This window comes from Streptomyces sp. JW3, from assembly GCF_052216785.1.
Taxonomy (GTDB): domain Bacteria; phylum Actinomycetota; class Actinomycetes; order Streptomycetales; family Streptomycetaceae; genus Streptomyces.
Genome location: NZ_JBQOUX010000029.1, coordinates 59,836 through 75,177, shown reverse-complemented (window position 1 = coordinate 75,177; position 15,342 = coordinate 59,836). Strand labels below are relative to the sequence as shown.

Here is a 15,342-nt window from a genome sequence, read left to right as displayed (position 1 = left end):
GCCCTGGCCGCCGCCCGCCCGCCGGGCCGCCGCGGCACCGGCCGCGGCCTGCGCGGCGGCGGGACCGCCGGTACCGGGCTGACCGGGCTTGCCCTGCGGCTTGCGGCCGCCCTGGGCGACGTCGACCGGCAGCATGACCAGCGCGGTCGTACCACCGGAGTCGGACGGCCGCAGCTGGATGCGGATGCCGTGCCGCTGGGAGAGCCGGCCGACCACGAACAGGCCCATGCGGCGGGAGACGGAGACGTCCACGGTGGGCGGCGAGGCGAGCCGCTCGTTGATCGCGGCGAGGTCCTCGGGGGACAGGCCGATACCGGTGTCGTGGATCTCGATCAGCACGCGGCCGTCGGGCAGCGCGTGACCGGTGACCTTGACCTTGGTCTGCGGGGAGGAGAACGAGGTGGCGTTCTCCAGCAGCTCGGCGAGCAGGTGCACGAGGTCGTTGACGACCCGGCCGGCCACTTCGGTGGTCGGCACCGAGGCCAGCTCGATCCGCTCGTACTGCTCCACCTCGGAGGCGGCGGCCCGCAGCACGTCGACCAGCGGCACCGGCCGGGTCCACCGGCGGCCCGGCTCCTCACCGGCGAGGACCAGCAGGTTCTCGCCGTTGCGGCGCATACGCGTGGCGAGGTGGTCCAGCTTGAACAGCGAGGAGAGCTGGTCCGGGTCGGCCTCGCGGGACTCCAGCTCGGAGATGAGCGAGAGCTGACGCTGGATGAGGCCCTGGGAACGGCGCGAGAGGTTGGTGAACATCGCGTTGACGTTGCCCCGCAGCAGGGCCTGCTCGGCGGCCAGCCGGACCGCCTCGCGGTGCACGTCGTCGAAGGCCGCGGCCACCTTGCCGATCTCGTCCCGGGAGTGCACACCGACCGACTCCACGGAGGTGTCCACGTCCTGCGGGTCGGACTCGGAGAGCTGCTTGACCAGCTCGGGCAGCCGGTCGGAGGCGACCTTGGTGGCGGTCTCCTCCAGCCGGCGCAGCGAACGGATCATGGAGCGGGCCACCACGAACGCGCCGACCAGCGAGACACCGAGCACGATCAGGATCAGCGCACCGGAGAGGATCGCCTCGCGCTCCGACTCGCTGCGCAGCTCACGCGCCTGCTGCTCCATGTCCTCAAGCAGCGTGTGCTCGATCTTGGTCATCTGCTGGATCTTGGTGGAGCTGCTGTCCAGCCAGTCCTGGTAGGACTGCTTCTCCATCTCCTCGATGGCGCCCTCGTTGGCGAGCACCCGGCCGGCGTACTTGTCGGCCGCCTCGATCGTCGCGTTGCCCTCTTCGATGGGCTGGAGCAGCTCGGTGGAGCCGCTGCCGTAGATGCTGGCGAAGCTGCGCAGGTCGTAGTCCTGGCTGTCCAGCGCCGCCTGCGCGTACAGCCGGTCGTTCTCGGAGAGGTCACCGGCCGTGGTGTTGCTGGTGGGCAGCGCCGCCGCGATGACGGCCCGCTGCACCGACGCGTACTCCTTGGCGGACGAGAACGCCGACAGCGCGCGGGTGCGCTGGATCATCTCGGGGTTGCTGGTCGCCTCCGCCATGTCCTGGGAGAGGTCGAGGAGGTGGTTGATCAGACGGTGGTAGGCGTCGACGGTCTGGGTCGAGTTGCCCGCGTCCTGGTAGGCGGAGTTGCGGATCTTGCTGAGGCCGTTGAGCTCGCTGGCCAGACCGACCACGGTATCGCGGACGCCCTGGAGGTTGCCGTCCTTGCTGGCGGCGTCGATCTCCTCCGAGCCGTCGATGAAGTTCGCCAGCGCCCGGTCGGTCTTCTCCCGGTCGCCCTTCACCGCGGTCGCGCTGGAGGCGGAGTTGTGCGCCAGCGGACCCGCCGACTTGTCCCGCTCCTCCTGGAGAGCCGCGGCCAGCTCGGTGGCCCGCGCGGTCATCTCCGTCAGCAGCTTCATGTTGTCGAGCTGCTGGATGTTGTCCATGGAGTCGCTGATGCGCAGGGCGCCCAGCGAGGTGGCCGCGACCACGGGAAGCGCCAGCAAGGACACCAGACGGGTGGAGATCCGCCAGTTGCGCAGGGCTATTCGCGACCCCGGACCGGTCGGGCCCTTCGGCGGCTTCACGGCCGGCGCCGGGGTCTGCGCGCCCGGACCCCCCGGGGCAGCCGGAGCCGCCGCGCCGCCGCGCCCGGAGCGCTCGCCGCCGGCGCCCGACGCGGCCGGGCCCGAGGCTGCCTTCTGGGCGTGCTGGGCGTGCTGGGGCGAGGAACTGCCTGTCATGGGGCCAGTCCCACCCTGCGCCTCGGGCTCCGCCGAAGCGCTGCCATCCCTCTTGAAACGTCCCTGCACTAGCGTCGCAACCTCTGGACCAGGCACCCCGCCGCGTGAACGGCGAGGCACGGTGTCGGCGTCTTGGGAGCGCCCTGAATACGCCCCCTGATGGTCGTGAGTAACCGGCGCCGGCTCCCCCTCGTGCCGCCACGCGGCGCTTCGCTGCGCCCCCTGTGTGCCGGCTCGATCCTGCGGCGGTCCGTGGAATTCCAGCACAGTGCAGGATCTCCAACAAGGGCAATGAGGCAGCCCGCGACCGGCGTGACAGCTTGTGAGGGCCGGGTCACCGGACGTAGAGAGTGGTCGACGGCAAAACGGGCGTATGGCCACGAGTCATCGGTCCCCGGCGGGTGTCCCAGTCGCCATGATCAGGAGCGGAATGGTCGCTTCAAGGAGGCAATGTCCGTTTCATGGAGGCGAGGTGCGGGTCTGCTTTGACCGCTTTGCCCCTTGCTCAGTGAGCAAACTCACACCGTCCTCATGAGTCCTCCACGTCTTCGGCGGGGAATGGCGTGCATAGCCTGGCGCTTTACAGAGAACGCAAATCCGACAACCCGCGCCCCACCGAGGCCCCTCGGGGTCCGTCCGGCGCCCGTACCCGACGAGGCTCGTACCACCGTGAAGACGACGATGATGTTCCACAAGATCGCCAATCCGCGCCGCACGACGCTGGTCCACCTCAAGGACGCCGGCGAACTGACGGCCCCGGAGCTTCCGGAGCACCCCGTCGAGCTCCCCGCCCAGACCGCCAACCCCCGGCGCACGATCCTCATGGAGATCCCGGCCTCGGCCACCCCCGCCGAGTAGGGCGCCCCTGCCGGTCACGGGGTATGCGCGAGGCCCCCGCCCCCTGCCGCGTTAGCCTGGAGCGTCAGACTCCAGCCGCATCAGTCAAGGGGCCAAGCAACCCGTGCGCATCGCCAGGTTCTCCATCGACGGGAACGTCGCCTTCGGCGCGGTCGAGGGCGACCAGCCGGACCAGCTCGTCCTCGACATCATCAAGGGCATCCCGTTCGCGGACTTCGAGCTGTCCGGCACGAAGGTCCCGCTGAGCAAGGTCCGGCTGCTGCCGCCGGTGCTCCCCAACAAGGTCGTCGCCTTCGGCCGCAACTACGCCGAGCACGCCCGGGAACTGGGCAACGAGGTGCCCGACGCCCCGTTCGCCTTCTTCAAGCCGTCCACCTCGGTGATCGGCTCCGGCGACCAGATCCAGTACCCCTCCTTCTCGCAGGAACTGCACCACGAGGCCGAGCTGGCCGTGGTCATCGGCCGCATGTGCCGCGAGGTCCCGCGCGACCGGGTCGGGGACGTCGTCCTCGGCTACACCTGCGCCAACGACGTCACCGCCCGCGACGTCCAGCGCCGCGAGAAGCAGTGGGCCCGCGCCAAGGGCTTCGACACCTCCTGTCCGCTGGGCCCCTGGGTGGAGACGGACATCGACCTGGCCCGCGCCGCCGACCTGACGATCCAGCTCACCGTCAACGGACAGCAGCGCCAGCTCGGCCGCACCAGCGAGATGATCCACTCCATCGAGGACCTGGTCGTCAACGTCTCCGAGGCGATGACCCTGCTCCCCGGCGACGTGATCCTCACCGGCACTCCGGCCGGGGTCGGCCCCCTGAACGTCGGCGACGAGGTCGCCGTCACCATCGAAGGCATCGGCACTCTCACCAACAAGGTTGTCAAGCGTGGCTAGCGCAGCGTCTCCCGTACGCGTCCGTTTCTGTCCCTCGCCCACCGGTAACCCCCACGTGGGCCTGGTCCGCACCGCCCTGTTCAACTGGGCCTTCGCGCGCCACCACGGCGGCACCCTGGTCTTCCGCATCGAGGACACCGACGCGGCCCGCGACTCCGAGGAGTCCTACAACCAGCTCCTGGACTCGATGCGCTGGCTCGGCTTCGACTGGGACGAGGGCCCCGAGGTGGGCGGCCCGCACGCGCCGTACCGCCAGTCGCAGCGCATGGACCTCTACAAGGAGGTCGCGGCCAAGCTCCTGGACGCCGGCCACGCCTACCGCTGCTACTGCTCCCAGGAGGAGCTGGACACCCGCCGCGAGGCCGCCCGCGCGGCCGGCCGGCCGTCCGGCTACGACGGCCACTGCCGCGAGCTGAGCGCCGCGCAGGTCGAGGCGTACGAGGCGGAGGGCCGGGCGCCCATCGTCCGCTTCCGGATGCCGGACGAGACGATCACCTTCACCGACCTGGTCCGCGGCGAGCTGACCTTCACCCCGGAGAACGTCCCGGACTACGGCATCGTCCGCGCCAACGGCGCCCCGCTGTACACCCTGGTCAACCCGGTCGACGACGCTCTGATGGAGATCACCCACGTGCTGCGCGGCGAGGACCTGCTCTCCTCCACCCCGCGCCAGATCGCCCTCTACAAGGCGCTGATCGAGCTGGGCGTCGCCAAGGAGATCCCGGCCTTCGGGCACCTGCCGTACGTGATGGGCGAGGGCAACAAGAAGCTCTCCAAGCGCGACCCGCAGTCGTCCCTGAACCTCTACCGGGAGCGCGGCTTCCTCCCCGAGGGCCTGCTCAACTACCTGTCCCTGCTCGGCTGGTCGCTCTCCGCCGACCAGGACATCTTCTCGATCGACGAGATGATCGCGGCCTTCGACATCTCCGACGTCAACCCCAACCCGGCCCGCTTCGACCTCAAGAAGTGCGAGGCGATCAACGGCGACCACATCCGGCTGCTGGAGGTGAAGGACTTCACCGAGCGCTGCCGCCCCTGGCTGAAGGCCCCCGCCGCCCCCTGGGCCCCGGAGGACTTCGACGAGACCAAGTGGCAGGCGATCGCCCCGCACGCGCAGACCCGCCTGAAGGTCCTCTCCGAGATCACCGACAACGTCGACTTCCTCTTCCTCGCGGAACCGGTCTTCGACGAGGCGTCCTGGACCAAGGCGATGAAGGAGGGCTCCGACGCCCTGCTGCGCACCGCCCGCGAGAAGCTGGACGCGGCGGACTGGACCTCCCCCGAGTCACTGAAGGAAGCCGTCCTGGCCGCCGGCGAGGCGCACGGCCTCAAGCTCGGCAAGGCCCAGGCCCCGGTCCGGGTCGCCGTCACCGGCCGCACGGTCGGGCTGCCGCTCTTCGAGTCCCTGGAGGTCCTGGGCAAGGAGAAGGCGCTGACCAGGATCGACGCGGCACTGGCCCGGCTGGCGGCCTGACCGCCCGCGGTACCTCCCGCATGGCCCCGGCGGTACCGTCGGGGCCATGACGATCAAAGCCGTGGTCTGGGACGTCGACGACACCCTCTTCGACTACACCACCGCCGACCGCGAGGGCATCCGCTCGCACCTCGCGGCCGAGGAACTGCTCGACCGGTACGGCACCGCCGAGCAGGCGCTCGACCTCTGGCGGCGGATCACCGACGTCCAGTGGGCCCGGTTCGCGGCCGGCGAGGTCGACTTCGTCACCCAGCGGCGCGACCGCACCCGGGTCTTCCTGGACCGCCCCGAGCTGACCGACGACGAGGCCGACGCCTGGTTCGACCGCTACCTGACGCACTACGAGTCGGCCTGGTCCCTCTTCCCGGACGTGCTGCCGGTCCTCGACGCCCTCGCCGACAGCCACCGGCACGCCGTGCTGTCCAACTCCAGCCTCACCGTCCAGGACCGCAAACTCCGCGTCCTCGGCGTCCACGACCGCTTCGAGGCCATCCTGTGCGCCGCCGAACTGGGCGTCTCCAAGCCCGCCGCCGGCGCCTTCCTGGCCGCCTGCGAGGCCCTCGCCCTGCCCCCGCACGAGGTGGCGTACGTCGGTGACCACCCGGAGATCGACGGCCGCGGCGCCGCCGACGCCGGGCTGCTGTCGGTGTGGATCGACCGGGGCGGTGTCTACGCGACCGTGGACCCGCCGGTCGGCCCGCGCCGCATCGCGTCCCTCGCGGAACTCCCCTCGGCCCTCGGCGGAGATACCCGTTTTGGAGCCCCGTCCACCTTCGGGTAATGTTCTTCCTGCGCCGCCGGGGAGCGGGCCGAAAGGCCGGAACCGGAGGCGCGAAACTAGAACAAGATCCCCGGTTGAGGGGGTTGCGTTCCAGTGGCCTATGGTGTAATTGGCAGCACGACTGATTCTGGTTCAGTTAGTCTAGGTTCGAGTCCTGGTAGGCCAGCTCGCAGATGTTTTGAAACCAGCACAGCATCTGCAAAGCCCCCGTTGTGTAGCGGCCTAGCACGCTGCCCTCTCAAGGCAGTAGCGCCGGTTCGAATCCGGTCGGGGGTACGGAGATCACTTCACTGAGATCTCGCTAGGGCCCCCGTTGTGTAGCGGCCTAGCACGCCGCCCTCTCAAGGCGGTAGCGCCGGTTCGAATCCGGTCGGGGGTACTGTCTGGTCTAAACCACATTGGTCTATGGTGTAATTGGCAGCACGACTGATTCTGGTTCAGTTAGTCTAGGTTCGAGTCCTGGTAGACCAGCTTGGCCCCCGTTGTGTAGCGGCCTAGCACGCCGCCCTCTCAAGGCGGTAGCGCCGGTTCGAATCCGGTCGGGGGTACGGGACGATGGCTCTTCGCCTCAGCGGTAACGCTGCGGTGAGGGGCCTTTCTCGTTGTCTCGCGGCTGCGGGTTCGATGTGGTTGCTCACGCCCACGCGGCGGAGCCGCATATGTAACAGCCCCGCGCCCCTTGCGGGGCGCGCTGCACTCGGGGACGGCCGCGGCGTTGAGGCCGACCCCGAGTCTCAGCTGGAACGGCGCAGGGCCTCCGAGAGGCGGGCGGCGGCGTCGATGATGGCCTGGGCGTGCATCCGGCCCGGGTGGCGGGACAGGCGCTCGATAGGACCGGAGACCGATACGGCGGCCACCACGCGGTTGGACGGGCCGCGCACCGGCGCCGACACCGAGGCGACGCCCGGCTCGCGCTCGCCGATGGACTGGGCCCAGCCCCGGCGACGTACGCCGGACAGGGCCGTCGCCGTGAAACGGGCGCCCTGCAGGCCGCGGTGCAGCCGCTCCGGCTCCTCCCAGGCCATCAGGATCTGCGCGGACGAACCGGCCTTCATGGTGAGCGTGGAACCGACCGGCACCGTGTCCCTGAGGCCGGACAGCCGCTCCGCCGCGGCCACGCAGATCCGCATGTCGCCCTGGCGGCGGTAGAGCTGGGCGCTCTCGCCCGTGACGTCACGGAGATGCGTGAGCACCGGGCCCGCGGTGGCCAGCAGGCGGTCCTCGCCGGCCGCGGCGGCCAGCTCGGCCAGCCGTGGGCCGAGGATGAAACGGCCCTGCATGTCCCGCGCCACCATCCGGTGGTGCTCCAGCGCCACGGCCAGGCGGTGGGCCGTGGGTCGTGCCAGTCCGGTCGCACCGACCAACCCCGCGAGGGTGGCCGGACCGGACTCCAGAGCGCTCAGGACGAGGGCCGCCTTGTCCAGAACGCCGACGCCGCTACTGTTGTCCATGCAACGATACTCCCGTCTCACTCTGTGAAACGCAAGTTCAATTTTCGGTGGAACGCGCCACTCTGGAAGGCACCAAGTCACAACGGCCCGTGACGTAAGGGCCTGGTGGCGGTTGCCCGGAAACCGGGGCGCGGGCGCCGCTACCTCAAGATCTCTAGTTGGGCCGGCGAGCCGTTGCCGGCCGGAGGGAAAGCGATGGGTAGGACACTCGCGGAGAAGGTCTGGGACGACCACGTCGTCCGGCGCGCCGAAGGCGAGCCCGACCTCCTCTTCATCGATCTGCACCTGCTGCACGAGGTGACCAGCCCACAGGCCTTCGACGGCCTGCGCAAGAGCGGCCGGACCGTGCGGCGGCTCGACCTGACCATCGCCACCGAGGACCACAACACCCCGACCCTCGACATCGACAAGCCCATCGCGGACCCGGTCTCCCGGATCCAGCTGGAGACGCTGCGCAAGAACTGTGCGGACTTCGGCGTGCGGCTGCACTCGCTGGGCGACGTCGAGCAGGGCGTCGTGCACGTCGTCGGACCGCAGCTGGGCCTGACCCAGCCGGGCACGACCGTGGTGTGCGGCGACTCGCACACCTCGACGCACGGCGCCTTCGGCGCGCTGGCGTTCGGCATCGGCACCTCCCAGGTGGAGCACGTGCTGGCCACCCAGACGCTGCCGATGGCCCGGCCGAAGACCATGGCGATCACGGTCAACGGCGAGCTGCCCGACGGCGTCACCGCCAAGGACCTCATCCTGGCGGTCATCGCCAGGATCGGCACCGGCGGCGGACAGGGCTACATCCTGGAGTACCGCGGCGAGGCCATCGAGAAGCTCTCGATGGAGGCCCGGATGACCATCTGCAACATGTCGATCGAGGCCGGCGCCCGCGCGGGCATGATCGCCCCCGACGAGACCACGTTCGCCTACCTCCAGGGCCGCCCGCACGCCCCCGAGGGCGCCGACTGGGACGCGGCGGTCGAGTACTGGAAGACGCTGCGGACGGACGCGGACGCCGAGTTCGACGCCGAGGTGGTCATCGAGGCCGCCGAGCTGTCCCCGTTCGTCACCTGGGGCACCAACCCGGGCCAGGGCGCGCCGCTTTCCGCCGCCGTCCCCGACCCGGCTTCGTACGAAGACGCCTCGGAGCGCTTCGCCGCCGAAAAGGCCCTGGAGTACATGGGGTTGGAAGCCGGTCAGCCGCTGCGGTCCATCAAGGTGGACACCGTCTTCGTAGGTTCCTGCACCAACGGCCGGATCGAAGATCTGCGGGCCGCCGCCGAGATCGTCAAGGGCCGCAAAGTCGCCGACGGCGTACGCATGCTGGTCGTCCCCGGCTCCGCGCGGGTCGGGCTCCAGGCCGTCTCCGAGGGGCTGGACGTGGTCTTCAAGGAGGCCGGCGCCGAATGGCGGCACGCGGGCTGCTCCATGTGCCTGGGCATGAACCCGGACCAGCTCGCCCCCGGGGAGCGCTCCGCCTCCACCTCCAACCGCAACTTCGAGGGCCGGCAGGGCAAGGGCGGGCGTACTCACCTGGTGTCCCCGCAGGTCGCCGCCGCGACGGCCGTCACGGGGCACCTGTCCTCCCCGGCCGACCTCGCCGCCGCCGACGCCCTCACGCCCGCTGGAGTCTGATCAGCCATGGAAGCATTCACCACGCACACCGGCCGGGCCGTCCCGCTGCGCCGCAGCAACGTCGACACCGACCAGATCATCCCCGCCCACTGGCTCAAGAAGGTGACCCGGGACGGGTTCGAGGACGGGCTGTTCGAGGCCTGGCGCAAGGACGAGACCTTCGTCCTCAACCAGCCCGAGCGGGCCGGCGCCACCGTGCTGGTGGCCGGCCCCGATTTCGGCACCGGCTCGTCCCGCGAGCACGCGGTGTGGGCGCTCCAGAACTACGGCTTCAAGGCCGTGATCTCCTCCCGCTTCGCCGACATCTTCCGCGGCAACTCGCTCAAGAACGGCCTGCTCACGGTGGTCCTCGACCAGGGGACCGTGGACGCGCTCCAGGACCTCACGGACCGGGACCCCGAGGCCGAGGTCACCGTCGACCTCGAGGCCCGCGAGGTGCGCGCCGAGGGCATCACCGCCGCCTTCGAGCTGGACGAGAACTCCCGCTGGCGGCTGCTGAACGGCCTGGACGACATCTCCATCACGCTCCAGAACGAGGACGACATCGCCACGTACGAGGCGAAGCGCCCGTCGTTCAAGCCGCGGACCGTCCAGGTCTGAGCCGAGGGCGACTTTCGGCCACCCCGCAACACCCTCCGTACCCCCGATCGGACCGATCGGGGGTACGGCTGTGTCCGGGCCCGGACGGCCTCCGGTGGGACCACAACTTCCCACGTTACGCAGGTGGTTGACGGGGTAAGCGAGTCAGGGGACCGCTGATGCGACGGGTGCCCGGGGAGGCGTCCGACGCGGCAGTTGCCCCCTGCGCAGGCGACAACTCGCCCCAGATGGCACAATCTGTGCATGGAACACGACGGCCAACTCCAGCTCTATGCGGCGGTCGCGTCCCGGCTCAAGGAAGCGCACACAACAGTGCGCGCACTGCAAGTCCCGGAGGGCGTACGGATGGCGCTGACCCGGAAGCTGCTGGTCATTACGGCCGCGGCCAAGCACGATCCCGCCGGTGCGGCAAGGCGTCTGGAGCGTTTCGCGGAGGATCTCGACGAAGGTCGGTTCCCCGACGGGCAACGCTGAACAGGCCGGGACAGTCGAGTCCGTTGCGGCACAAGGGTGATTAGCCCGTTTCGTGTTTGATTTGCGGTATATATCTGCCTAACGTGCGAAAAAGCTTGAACATTCTCGTTCTGGCGATGTCTCCGAAGGGGAAGACGTGAACAAGGCGCAGCTCGTAGAAGCGATTGCCGACAAGATGGGTGGGCGGCAGCAAGCCGCCGACGCCGTCGACGCGGTCCTGGACGCCATCGTCCGCGCGGTCGTCGCGGGCGACCGGGTCTCGGTCACCGGATTCGGTTCCTTCGAGAAGGTCGACCGGCCGGCCCGCTACGCCCGTAACCCCCAGACGGGCGAGCGGGTTCGGGTCAAGAAGACCTCCGTGCCGCGCTTCCGCGCCGGTCAGGGCTTCAAGGACCTGGTGAGCGGCTCGAAGAAGCTGCCGAAGAACGACATCGCGGTCAAGAAGGCGCCCAAGGGCAGCCTGTCCGGCCCGCCGCCCACCATCTCCAAGGCCGCCGGCAAGAAGGCCGCCGCCAAGAAGACCACGGCCGCGGGCAAGAAGGCCGCCGCCAAGAAGACGACCACGGCCGCCGCGAAGAAGACGGCCACGGCGACGAAGAAGGCCACCACGGCGAAGACCGCCACCGCCAAGAAGGCCCCGGCGAAGAAGTCGACCGGGAGCACGGCGAAGAAGACCGCCGCCAAGAAGGCGCCGGCGAAGAAGGCCACGGCCAAGAAGGCGCCGGCCAAGAAGTCGACCGCGCGCAAGACCACCGCCAAGAAGGCCACCGCACGCAAGAAGTAACCGGCGGCGGCACCCAGGGGCACTCACACGCCGGGCCGGACTCCCTCGGGAGTCCGGCCCGCGGCCTGTTCTGGGCCCTGTTCTGGGTTCCTGTTCTGGGTTCCTGTTCCGGGCCCTGTTTTGGGCCCCGCAAGCTCAGAACGTCTGGAGGGTGACCAGCGTGATCCGCCGCTCGGCGCCCGACCCCTCGGTCTCGATCCGCACCCGCTGCCCCGGCCGCAGCAGCCGCAGACCGCCCGCGTCGAACGCCGCCGCGTCGAACGGCACCGGAGTGCCGTCGTCCAGCAGTACCTGTCCGCTGCGCCGGGCCGGGTCGTATGTGTACGCGGTCGCCTGCATGACGGCAGCCTACTGCTCGGCGATCAGCAGCCGGGCGGCGGCCGCGGCCGTCCGCGGACCCACCCCCAGCGCCAGCGCGGCGCGCAGATCCTCGCCGGTGTCGACGTCCTGCCGTACCGAATCCACCGCGGCGAGCCGGAGTTCCACCGCGCCCGACGCCTGGTGCGCGCGGCGGGAATCCGGGCCGAATACCGGGCGCAGTCCGATACCCGGGGCGGCGGCCAGCAGGGTCGTGCCGATTCCGGCCGCGTCCGGCAGAAAAGAACGCGGGAATTGCGCGGCCGCGTTCAGTACCCGGGTCAATTCGGCCGGCCGGAGCGCCGGGAGATCGGCGTTCAGCGCCGCCACCGCAGGGCCGGGAGAGGCCGCCCGGACGGCCGTCGCCGCGTGCGCCAGGGCCGCGTTCAGACCGCCGCCCGGCTCGTCGGCGACGACGCCCGCGCCGAGCGCGGCCAGCTCCCGACCCGCCCGGGGATCGTCCGTGACGACTGCCACATCCGCCACCGCCGGGCAGGCCAGCGCCGCCGCCACGGTGTCCAGGGCGAACGCCAGCGCGAGGTCCGGCCGTACCGCGTCGTCCGCCGTGTCCGACAGCCTGCTCTTGGCCCGGGCCAAGGGCTTCACCGGCACGACCAAGGTCCATTGCACAGGTGATCCGTCCCTCTCTTGTCGCGCTCATTGTCACCCGGGGGCGGTGGCCCCCGGGGGGCCGGGGCGTACCGTGTCCTCGACAGACCGGCGGCCCGGGGCGACACTTGTGCGGCTCCCCTGCCCCGCCCAGGCCCTAGAGGAAGGTGTCCGCGTGCCCCGCCGCAGAATCGGCTTCTGGTACCGCTTGGCCGCGGTGATCTGCAAACCGCCGCTGGTGCTACTGCTCAAGCGGGACTGGCGGGGAATGGAGAACATTCCGGCCGCGGGCGGATTCATCACCGCCGTGAACCACAATTCGTACATCGATCCCCTCGGCTACGCGCATTTCCAGTACAACACCGGACGCGTGCCGCGATTCCTGGCCAAGAGCGGCCTTTTCAAGAAGGGATTCGTCGGTGCCGCGATGCGCGGTACCGGGCAGATTCCCGTCTACCGGGAGAGCACCGACGCGCTCAGCGCCTTCCGGGCCGCGATCGACGCCGTGGAGCGCGGCGAGTGCGTCGCCTTCTACCCCGAGGGCACCCTCACCCGGGACCCCGACGGCTGGCCGATGACCGGCAAGACCGGCGCCGCGCGGGTCGCCCTCCAGACCAAGTGCCCGGTGATCCCGGTCGCCCAGTGGGGCTGCAACGAACTGCTGCCCGCGTACGCCAAGCGGCCGCGGCTCTTCCCGCGCAAGACCAGCCGGGTGCTGGCCGGCCCGCCCGTCGACCTCTCCCGCTTCTACGGCAGGGACATGACCGCGGAGGTGCTGAAGGAGGCCACCGAGGTCATCATGGCCGCGGTCACCCGCCAGCTGGAGGAGATCCGCGGCGAGCAGGCGCCGAAGACGCCCTACGACCCGCGCCGCGAGCGGATCGAGCAGCGGCGCCGGACCCGGGCGCAGACCGCGCGGGTGCAGACGCACGGTGAACAGGCAGAAGGGCAGGGCACGTGAGCAAGCCCGTCAAGGCGGCCGTCTTCGGCACCGGGTCGTGGGGCACCGCGTTCGGCGTGATCCTCGCCGACGCCGGGTGCGACGTCACCCTGTGGGCCCGGCGCCCCGGCCTGGTCGACGCCGTCAACTCCACCCGCACCAACCCGGACTATCTGCCGGGTGTGGAACTCCCCGCGAACCTGCGGGCCACCACCGACGCCGCCGAGGCCGCGGCCGGCGCCGACTTCACCGTGCTGGCGATCCCGTCCCAGACGGCCCGCGCCAACCTCGCGAAGTGGCGCCCGCTGCTCGCCCCGGACACCGTCCTGGTCTCCCTGATGAAGGGCGTCGAACTCGGCTCCGCGATGCGGATGAGCGAGGTGATCGAGGACGTCGCCAAGGTGGGCGCCGACCGGGTCGCCGTGGTCACCGGACCCAACCTGGCCCGCGAGATCGCCGCCCGGATGCCCGCCGCCGCCGTCGTGGCCTGCACCGACGAGGCCGTCGCCCAGCGCATCCAGGCCGCCTGCCACACGCCGTACTTCCGCCCGTACACCAACACCGACGTCATCGGCTGCGAGCTGGGCGGCGCGGTGAAGAACGTGATCGGGCTGGCCGTCGGCATCGCGGACGGCATGGGCCTCGGCGACAACGCCAAGGGCTCGCTGATCACCCGCGGCCTCGCCGAGACCACCCGGCTCGGTGTCGCGCTCGGCGCCGACCCGCTGACCTTCTCCGGACTCGCGGGCCTGGGCGACCTGGTGGCGACCTGCTCCTCGCCGCTGTCCCGCAACCACACCTTCGGCACCAACCTCGGCAAGGGCATGACCCTGGACGAGACCATCGCGGTCACCCAGCAGACCGCCGAGGGCGTCAAGTCCTGCGAGTCGGTGCTGGACCTGGCCCGCCGGCACCGCGTCGACATGCCGATCACCGAGACGGTCTTCGAGATCGTGCACGAGGGCAAGCCCCCGGTGGTCGCCGTCAAGGAGCTGATGTCGCGCAGCGCGAAGCCCGAGCGACGCTGAGCCACCCTCGCTCATTTGCCCGGGGCGGACGCTGTGACGCGGCCAGGGGGCCGGGTACTCTCAACGCGATATGAGCACCGAGAACCTCCCCCAGAGCCCCGAGCAGCCGCCTCGCAAGCCGCGGGTCGCCGTCGTGTTCGGCGGGCGCAGCTCCGAACACGGGATCTCCGTGGTCACCGCCGGCGCCGTCCTCGCCGCCATCGACCGGACCAAGTACGAGGTCCTGCCGATCGGCATCACCACCGACGGCCGCTGGGCGCTCACCGCCGACGAGCCCGAACGCATGGCGATCACCGACCGGCGCACGCCCACCGTGGACCAGCTCGCCGACTCGGTGGAGGGCGCGGTGGTGCTCTCCGTCGACCCGGCCAACCGCGAGGTCGTCTACAGCGAACCGGGCTCGGTGCCCAAGGCGCTCGGCGAGGTCGACGTCGTCTTCCCCGTCCTGCACGGCCCCTACGGTGAGGACGGCACCCTCCAGGGTCTGCTGGAGCTGTCCGGGGTGCCGTACGTCGGCTCGGGCGTGCTGGCCTCGGCGGTCGGTCAGGACAAGGACTACATGAAGCGGGTGTTCACCTCCTTCGGGCTCAAGGTCGGCCCGTACGTGGTGATCCGGCCGCGCGAGTGGGAGCAGGCCGCCCCGAACGGGGAAAAAGGTGCCGCCGCCCGAAAGAAGATCGTCGACTTCGCCGGCGAGCACGGCTGGCCGCTGTTCGTGAAGCCCGCGCGCGCGGGTTCGTCGATCGGCATCACCAAGGTCGACGGCCTCGAAGGGCTCGACGAGGCGATCGCCGAGGCCCGTCGGCACGACCCGAAGTTCCTGGTCGAGGCCGCGCTCACCGGCCGCGAGATCGAGTGCGGGGTGCTGGAGTTCGAGGACGGCCCGCGGGCCTCCGTACCCGCCGAGATCCCGCCGCCGAGCGCGCACGCGTACTACGACTTCGAGGCCAAGTACATCGACTCCACCCCGGGGCTGGTGCCCGCGCCGCTCACCCCCGAGGAGACGGCCGAGGTGCAGCGGCTCGCGGTCGAGGCGTTCGAGGCGGCGTCCTGCGAGGGGTTGGTGCGCGCGGACTTCTTCCTCACCGAGGACGGCGAGTTCGTGATCAACGAGATCAACACGCTGCCCGGGTTCACGCCCATCTCGATGTACCCGCAGATGTGGCAGGCCAGCGGCATCGGCTATCCCGAGCTGGTGGACCGGCTGGTGCGGGCGGCGCTGAACCGGCCGACGGGACTTCGCTGAGC

Annotated in this window: 15 protein-coding genes and 5 tRNA genes; 16 read left to right on the top strand and 4 right to left on the bottom strand. The window is 70.5% G+C overall.

The window, feature by feature from the left end; all coding sequences use genetic code 11:
- Positions 1–2,292 (bottom strand): sensor histidine kinase (locus ACTT8P_RS14875; RefSeq protein WP_442832092.1); only part of this gene is annotated, 2,292 nt, incomplete at its 3' end.
- A 600-nt stretch (positions 2,293–2,892) separates the two neighbouring features.
- Between ACTT8P_RS14875 and ACTT8P_RS14870 the strand changes: the two genes are divergently transcribed.
- The 9 genes from ACTT8P_RS14870 to ACTT8P_RS14830 all read left to right on the top strand — a co-directional run bounded on the left by ACTT8P_RS14870 (position 2,893) and on the right by ACTT8P_RS14830 (position 6,773).
- Complete coding sequence (locus ACTT8P_RS14870) at positions 2,893–3,081, top strand: hypothetical protein (protein WP_442832091.1); 189 nt, start codon at positions 2,893–2,895, stop codon at positions 3,079–3,081.
- A 103-nt stretch (positions 3,082–3,184) separates the two neighbouring features.
- Positions 3,185–3,970: a fumarylacetoacetate hydrolase family protein gene (locus tag ACTT8P_RS14865; RefSeq protein ID WP_442832090.1), complete on the top strand. Its 786-nt coding sequence runs from the start codon at positions 3,185–3,187 to the stop codon at positions 3,968–3,970.
- A complete protein-coding gene (gltX, locus tag ACTT8P_RS14860; protein WP_442832089.1) occupies positions 3,963–5,444 on the top strand; it encodes a glutamate--tRNA ligase in 1,482 nt (493 codons plus the stop codon). The genes ACTT8P_RS14865 and gltX overlap by 8 nt, the downstream gene beginning before the upstream one ends.
- Before the next feature lie 46 nt (positions 5,445–5,490).
- Complete coding sequence (locus ACTT8P_RS14855; RefSeq protein ID WP_442832088.1) at positions 5,491–6,225, top strand: HAD family hydrolase; 735 nt, start codon at positions 5,491–5,493, stop codon at positions 6,223–6,225.
- A 94-nt stretch (positions 6,226–6,319) separates the two neighbouring features.
- A tRNA-Gln gene (locus tag ACTT8P_RS14850) sits at positions 6,320–6,391 on the top strand.
- Between the two features lie 37 nt (positions 6,392–6,428).
- Positions 6,429–6,501 (top strand) — tRNA-Glu (locus tag ACTT8P_RS14845).
- Between the two features lie 30 nt (positions 6,502–6,531).
- Positions 6,532–6,604: transfer RNA gene (locus ACTT8P_RS14840), tRNA-Glu, on the top strand.
- A 20-nt stretch (positions 6,605–6,624) separates the two neighbouring features.
- Positions 6,625–6,696 (top strand) — tRNA-Gln (locus ACTT8P_RS14835).
- A 4-nt stretch (positions 6,697–6,700) separates the two neighbouring features.
- Positions 6,701–6,773: transfer RNA gene (locus tag ACTT8P_RS14830), tRNA-Glu, on the top strand.
- Between the two features lie 186 nt (positions 6,774–6,959).
- Here the strand turns inward: ACTT8P_RS14830 and ndgR are convergent.
- Positions 6,960–7,676 carry an IclR family transcriptional regulator NdgR gene (gene ndgR / locus ACTT8P_RS14825; RefSeq protein WP_361169493.1) on the bottom strand — a complete coding sequence of 239 codons (717 nt, stop codon included), beginning with the start codon at positions 7,674–7,676 and terminating at the stop codon, positions 6,960–6,962.
- A gap of 195 nt (positions 7,677–7,871) precedes the next feature.
- Here ndgR and leuC point away from each other — a divergent pair, with 195 nt between their 5' ends.
- The 4 genes from leuC (at position 7,872) to ACTT8P_RS14805 (ending at position 11,160) form a co-directional block, all read left to right on the top strand.
- Complete coding sequence (gene leuC / locus ACTT8P_RS14820; RefSeq protein ID WP_442832087.1) at positions 7,872–9,302, top strand: 3-isopropylmalate dehydratase large subunit; 1,431 nt, start codon at positions 7,872–7,874, stop codon at positions 9,300–9,302.
- Positions 9,303–9,308: 6 nt separating this feature from the next.
- Entirely contained in the window at positions 9,309–9,902 is a 594-nt protein-coding gene (gene leuD, locus ACTT8P_RS14815) for a 3-isopropylmalate dehydratase small subunit (RefSeq protein WP_442832086.1), read from the top strand.
- 243 nt (positions 9,903–10,145) lie between these two features.
- The gene (locus ACTT8P_RS14810; protein ID WP_442832085.1) at positions 10,146–10,376 is read left to right on the top strand and encodes a hypothetical protein; all 231 of its coding nucleotides are present in this window, start codon (positions 10,146–10,148) and stop codon (positions 10,374–10,376) included.
- Positions 10,377–10,512: 136 nt separating this feature from the next.
- Positions 10,513–11,160: an HU family DNA-binding protein gene (locus ACTT8P_RS14805; RefSeq protein WP_442832084.1), complete on the top strand. Its 648-nt coding sequence runs from the start codon at positions 10,513–10,515 to the stop codon at positions 11,158–11,160.
- Positions 11,161–11,295: 135 nt separating this feature from the next.
- On the opposite strand, the gene ACTT8P_RS14800 is transcribed toward ACTT8P_RS14805, so the two are convergent.
- On the bottom strand, positions 11,296–11,499 hold the full coding sequence (locus ACTT8P_RS14800) for a hypothetical protein (RefSeq protein WP_442832083.1): 204 nt from the start codon (positions 11,497–11,499) through the stop codon (positions 11,296–11,298).
- A gap of 9 nt (positions 11,500–11,508) precedes the next feature.
- Positions 11,509–12,147 (bottom strand): 2-phospho-L-lactate guanylyltransferase, encoded by a 639-nt coding sequence (gene cofC / locus ACTT8P_RS14795; protein ID WP_442832082.1) that lies wholly within the window; start codon positions 12,145–12,147, stop codon positions 11,509–11,511.
- Positions 12,148–12,301: 154 nt separating this feature from the next.
- Here cofC and ACTT8P_RS14790 point away from each other — a divergent pair, with 154 nt between their 5' ends.
- The 3 genes from ACTT8P_RS14790 to ACTT8P_RS14780 all read left to right on the top strand — a co-directional run bounded on the left by ACTT8P_RS14790 (position 12,302) and on the right by ACTT8P_RS14780 (position 15,340).
- A complete protein-coding gene (locus ACTT8P_RS14790) occupies positions 12,302–13,087 on the top strand; it encodes a lysophospholipid acyltransferase family protein (protein ID WP_442832081.1) in 786 nt (261 codons plus the stop codon).
- Complete coding sequence (locus tag ACTT8P_RS14785; RefSeq protein ID WP_442832080.1) at positions 13,084–14,094, top strand: NAD(P)H-dependent glycerol-3-phosphate dehydrogenase; 1,011 nt, start codon at positions 13,084–13,086, stop codon at positions 14,092–14,094. Before ACTT8P_RS14790 ends, ACTT8P_RS14785 begins: the two co-directional genes overlap by 4 nt.
- 70 nt (positions 14,095–14,164) lie before the next feature.
- Positions 14,165–15,340 (top strand): D-alanine--D-alanine ligase family protein, encoded by a 1,176-nt coding sequence (locus ACTT8P_RS14780; protein ID WP_442832079.1) that lies wholly within the window; start codon positions 14,165–14,167, stop codon positions 15,338–15,340.
- Positions 15,341–15,342: the final 2 nt, after the last annotated feature.